Raw genomic sequence first — 5,053 nt, 5'->3', positions numbered from 1 at the left:
CGCCATCCTTTCCTATGATTCTACAAAAAGAATAGCGTATTTTTTCATTTTAGGGGGTTTTTTGTTTTGTTAGCTTGATAGCAATGGGGTATTTACACACGTGATTCCTACCATTCTTTATACGGAAACCAACTGTTTATGTACTCTCGCACATACCTATATGAATCTGATGCAAAAGGTAATTTAATACCGATGGATCAACTTCCAGCATTAACAAATAGTGGTTTCTCTCCTGGTATGATTGCTGTTGTTATCTCTGAAAAAAATACAGATCAATCTAACTTACAAGTCGCTTATACAAAACACGCCGACGACTACCAACTTCGTCCAGGCTACACATTCGGAACTGCAAACTGGGTTGGAAACAACGTAAAAGACGTTGATCAAAAAACATTTAATAAATCATTTACACTAGATTGGAAGAATAAAAAGTTAGTAGAGAAAAAATAAGTAAAAAAACGAAGGGACTATTTAGACTCTTCGTTTTTTTACTTATTCATAATAAGATCCCGCGAGTAATACCGTCGCTATGAAATTCCATGATATATTTTTAGGCATCTCTTCACCTTTATTTTGAAAAGCATCCATTAAAATATCAATGCTTTCGTCACTTATAATCAATTTATCCCCTTTTATTTCCTTTTTATAAAAAGACATATTTCCTCTCCTTTACTCTCTTATACATATCCCTTGAAGACTCTCTTTTTCTTTCTATCACACTAAACCACGCACCACTTCTTCCAATAATAAATTCAACCATTCATCCAATTTGTTTTAAAACACTCTAATACACTCAGCTTTCTTTCCATAGTACTATCTCGACATTATACTCATTCTTTAGAAAAGAAAAAGCACTCCTCATTGCTTCATCTACTACAATAAGGCTAGAATAAATTAATCCTCTTTGAGCATCGTCATATCCAATGAAATGTAATACTTCTTTTGTATATAACATGAAATCTTCTAATTCTAATTGCACACCAAAGTCCCAATTTTCATGTGCATACCATACAATAATCTTCTTAGACAATAAACTAGTTAATTCACGTTCAAATTCTTTTATTTCATTGATAACTTGTTCAGCATTTAATTCACTCATAACTTTGATAGGATTCGGTGTTTCATCAATTAAAAAGTTTACTAATGAAGCAATTTTCTTCCCGCTAATAATCTCAAATTCTTTTATAGACGGACATAACATTAAAAACTTTTCTCTAGTAGCCTTTTCCTCTACCTTTTCTCTTAACATTGCAATTTTCTTTAGACGTTCATTCACATTTATCACCTCATACATTCAGTAAATTAACATAATAAAGCCTATCATCCGTTTGAAAATACATAACCGATCCGCGGCTATAATAATTAACAAATTGAATCGGCTCTCCAAAATGTTCATAGTACTTTTTCTGAATGTCACTTAATTTATTTTTTCGAAAAAAATTCATTTATGCTCTACAACCCTCTTTCTACTATACAACCTTGTTATTAAAGATAGATTTCTTCTTTCCAACTACTGGATTTAGATTGAACTACTATTAGATTTTCACTTTCCCATTTTAATGTCCCTAAGAATCTAGAATATACCATTTCATTCCCTACCTCTTCCACCAATAGTTGATCTCGAATCTTTAATCCCTTTTCATCATACACTTCACATCGTAGTTGGAAACCTTTAACACGATGAATTCCTTTTAATATCGCTATCCTCTTACGGCTTGGGCTTTTCTTAGGTGTCTTCCCAACTAAAAATATTCCTTCATAGTTTTGCTTCACAATTTCATCTAAAGATTCCTCTATATACCCTTTCACAACAGATGATGAAAGAGTATAGTTTTCTTCAAGTCCAGGGACAACATATTGGCGTACTAATTTGCAAAACTCTTTGTATTTCTCTTCAACTGAATTTAATGCTAAAAAGTCCATAAAATCATATGGAACATATATACGAATTTCACCCAAAGCTCTATTCACTTCATATGAAATATCAGTGTTTTCGTTAGCTAAACAAAAGACAGTTACTTTTTCAATCTCTCTTAATCCCATCTCAAACTCGCTAACTTTCTTTGAGAAAATTAGCTCAAAAATTCTAATTTCATGTACAAGCAAATAATGTTTTTTAGGACGTTTTTTTTCCAATCGTAAAACTTTACTTCAAGCAATATAATTCACTCCTTTAAATTTATCACCATGCATCGAGGACCTATGATACCTTTTATTAATTTATTAAACTGTACTCCTTTTTCATTCTACCTTATCTATATTTTTAATATGCTCTACTCACAACGCACACGGTGACATAACAGCCATAAATACATCACTTCTCTCACCTGGTGCTATATACACTCCTTCTGCATCTAAATATTTAATGGAAAAGGCTGCTAGCTCATACGCCATTTCTTGATCGCATTCAAAAAGTGGATTTATAAAAACCTCACTTCCTGTAATCTTTTGTAAATCTTTCAAACAGTTAGACTTACTTCTTGCATAATCAGCCACATTCTCATTAGCCCAAGACCACATCCAACTGTTACTCTTTTCAGACCAAGAACCTATAAAAACAACACTAAATTCAAGTAATACTTGACCATTTTTTTTAAACTGTAATATACATTGATCTTGATCATACCAATACTCATCAAAGTTATAGATATTATAATCTGAAATGAATTTTTGCTGTTTACTTTCTAATTTGTCATAACACATAACAAGATAATTTTCGAATTGTTCATCCGTCATTGCCAATTATCACACGCTCCCTTCCTTCAAGATCTCCGCTACAAACAATATATCTTACTCTCTCAAAACCTATATAAAGTGAAACTTTAATTAGCCCTTACCAATTGGGCTTTTACCAGTAGCCCCCGCCCACATATCATATACGTTTCTATCACTAAGATATCTTAATATATACAAAGAAAGAAGAACTTATATAAGCCCTTCTTTCCGTAAATAGTTTCTTTACTTCGTCTAATTTATTTTATCACGATAAATAAATTCAATATTACACAAATGCACCCCAACCATCTGTATATCCACCAAACTCTTCACCTAGTTTATTCAATTCCTTTTGCATCTCTACAATATCCTCATAAATTAAGAACATTTCTTTAGAACAAGTACACGTCCAATCTTCAAATTCTTCATTATAATCTAATTCACAATTTAAGCCCAGCTCTTGTAGTCTGCCAATTATTTTTTCTCCATTACCTTGATCAGGAATTGCAATAAAGAAATCTACTATATGTTTTTTATTAAAATCTATACCTTGCTTGTATAACATATTTAATACTTGTCCATCTTCATCTTTTGGGAATTTCATTATTTCTCCCCTTTTCTATAGCATATAATAAACCTTCATTTGGAACAAAAAATATTCCATTACTTAAAGTCCTCTTTACCCGTTATTTTTAAGTTTTTTCCATTCTGTATACCTAATATCGATCACTTCTTTTAATTTAAAGTAATTTTCCCAAGTATCTTGCACTTGATATAATGTATCACACTCTAAAAATACATCATCATAATCATCTAAATATAAACCTTTTTCAAAATCAAAATAATCTATTGCAAATTGATTCCCTTCATCATTTAACATGTCATCGCTTAAAACCCCATCCCAGAACATATAAACTTGAGTCCCAGTCATTTTTCTAAGCTTAAATTTATTAATTTCCTCTTCGGTCTCTTCTAAAAATTCATCACTAAATAAATTATTATCAATAATCCAACCTAAGAACATTCCAGTATGTACAAATGCTTGCTCCATCGGTAATTCTTGTGGGAAATCTCCTTCATAATGATATTTAGCTTTATCGTAAATTATTGTTTGGAACAAGATTCTCACTCCTATTTCACATAATATAATTGAGCTCAAATAAATAATTCTTTGATACACTTTTTAAAAAGGTAAGTTGACTAGACTCTGTGGGGTTTTTGCTTCCAAAGGCTAAGTCTATCGCTACTGCTCAAGGTTACAGTGCACCATCATCACTCGCAGGCACTATCTCAAACCGGCTAAAATTCGATATGGGCTTTCCAGTATTATAAAACCTGTAAATAAAAACCCCTATAAGTTACATTCGAAGTTTATATCTAATCATAAAAACGTCAAATGTTTCCTTCTAGGGGCTACCAATATTTATGATTAATAGAAAATCTAGAGTTTAATGTTTTTCCAACCAGAAAAACCAGATATAAACAATTAACCCCACTATAATCACGAAAATGAATAACTAACCTTGTTTATCCTAGATTCATATTAGAAAGAAAGTTTTCAAATAACTCCAATTCAAATTTATCCCTCGTCTTTAAATACTCTCTCTTTTTCTCAATGATTTGTTCTAATATCTCTTCTTTATTTAATAACAAGGCTAATCCAATAGCATTTTGTGCTCGCGTCCCATCAAATATTGTCCCTATTAATCCAGCCTCATCATCATCTCTTACACATAAATCAAATACATTTTCCATATCTACATACTTATCAATATATGGAATGAAGTATTCCTTAACTTCTTTTAAAATATCCATAGTAACAGGTAAAATATCTTCTTCCTTTTCAACACGCCACCTTTTTTGCTCTCTATAGACTAAATTCCCTAAATCAACTCCAATTGTATAGGTCTCCTTTTTCTCTCTAATTGTTAAACCGTCAGCCCATTGATTTTTCATATTTTCTAATTCATCAAAACGAATTCCCACATCCACCGTCACATCAAAATCTTCTAGGTGATTGATAAAGGCTAAATGTATACCTATTTTTCCTTTATCAAATTTTTTCACCAGGTCTTGTTGTGTAATCCTAATCTTATAACCGTCTTCTTTTAACTCTTCACCTAGACCTTGCAGTAGCTTTAATTTTAATTCTTTTTTGTTCATATAATTCCTTCCGTTCTCTATTTTGATTTGTCCCACGAGGATTAGATACATGTCCTATCCTATATATAAAGAAAAAAGAGCCTATATTGGTCATCTCCCTGTCAAGTAGACAGTAATAAAAAGAGTATTATGCCACGGCCTTTTCCCGATATTCTATCGGGGAAAGGCCGTGAAG

The 5,053-nt window shown here is 31.7% G+C and carries 7 protein-coding genes and 1 pseudogene; 1 reads left to right on the top strand and 7 read right to left on the bottom strand.

Annotation, left to right across the window (positions count from 1 at the left end):
• Positions 1 to 84: 84 nt before the first annotated feature.
• Positions 85 to 450: pseudogene (gene cytK2 / locus MR169_RS27755) on the top strand (beta-channel forming cytolysin CytK2); the annotation flags it as partial.
• 42 nt (positions 451 to 492) lie between these two features.
• Here cytK2 and MR169_RS27750 read toward each other — a convergent pair.
• The 7 genes from MR169_RS27750 to MR169_RS27720 all read right to left on the bottom strand — a co-directional run bounded on the left by MR169_RS27750 (position 493) and on the right by MR169_RS27720 (position 4,878).
• Positions 493 to 657 (bottom strand): hypothetical protein, encoded by a 165-nt coding sequence (locus MR169_RS27750; RefSeq protein ID WP_000011711.1) that lies wholly within the window; start codon positions 655 to 657, stop codon positions 493 to 495.
• Between the two features lie 136 nt (positions 658 to 793).
• Positions 794 to 1,276, bottom strand: coding sequence for a hypothetical protein (locus MR169_RS27745; RefSeq protein WP_001005736.1), 483 nt, complete (start codon positions 1,274 to 1,276; stop codon positions 794 to 796).
• Between the two features lie 209 nt (positions 1,277 to 1,485).
• The gene (locus tag MR169_RS27740; protein WP_001999281.1) at positions 1,486 to 2,043 is read right to left on the bottom strand and encodes a hypothetical protein; all 558 of its coding nucleotides are present in this window, start codon (positions 2,041 to 2,043) and stop codon (positions 1,486 to 1,488) included.
• Between the two features lie 234 nt (positions 2,044 to 2,277).
• The gene (locus tag MR169_RS27735) at positions 2,278 to 2,742 is read right to left on the bottom strand and encodes a DUF6882 domain-containing protein (protein ID WP_001251760.1); all 465 of its coding nucleotides are present in this window, start codon (positions 2,740 to 2,742) and stop codon (positions 2,278 to 2,280) included.
• A 259-nt stretch (positions 2,743 to 3,001) separates the two neighbouring features.
• A complete protein-coding gene (locus MR169_RS27730; protein ID WP_000671650.1) occupies positions 3,002 to 3,319 on the bottom strand; it encodes a ribonuclease E inhibitor RraB in 318 nt (105 codons plus the stop codon).
• A gap of 75 nt (positions 3,320 to 3,394) precedes the next feature.
• Positions 3,395 to 3,835: a DUF7832 domain-containing protein gene (locus MR169_RS27725; RefSeq protein ID WP_000487868.1), complete on the bottom strand. Its 441-nt coding sequence runs from the start codon at positions 3,833 to 3,835 to the stop codon at positions 3,395 to 3,397.
• Positions 3,836 to 4,242: 407 nt separating this feature from the next.
• Positions 4,243 to 4,878: a hypothetical protein gene (locus MR169_RS27720; protein WP_001034373.1), complete on the bottom strand. Its 636-nt coding sequence runs from the start codon at positions 4,876 to 4,878 to the stop codon at positions 4,243 to 4,245.
• Positions 4,879 to 5,053: the final 175 nt, after the last annotated feature.

The sequence above is a fragment of the Bacillus cereus group sp. BfR-BA-01349 genome (assembly GCF_022663795.1).
GTDB classification, from domain to species: domain Bacteria; phylum Bacillota; class Bacilli; order Bacillales; family Bacillaceae_G; genus Bacillus_A; species Bacillus_A cereus.
The sequence above is the reverse complement of the archived record's forward strand: the minus strand, read 5'-3'. Positions and strand labels throughout refer to the sequence as shown.

What these genes read in the sequence shown, in the direction of transcription:
- MR169_RS27750 (WP_000011711.1), bottom strand. Translation starts at nt 657, where the DNA reads ATGTCTTTTTATAAAAAGGAAATAAAAGGGGATAAATTGATTATAAGT.
- MR169_RS27740 (WP_001999281.1), bottom strand. Translation starts at nt 2,043, where the DNA reads ATGGGATTAAGAGAGATTGAAAAAGTAACTGTCTTTTGTTTAGCTAAC.
- MR169_RS27730 (WP_000671650.1), bottom strand. Translation starts at nt 3,319, where the DNA reads ATGAAATTCCCAAAAGATGAAGATGGACAAGTATTAAATATGTTATAC.
- MR169_RS27720 (WP_001034373.1), bottom strand. Translation starts at nt 4,878, where the DNA reads ATGAACAAAAAAGAATTAAAATTAAAGCTACTGCAAGGTCTAGGTGAA.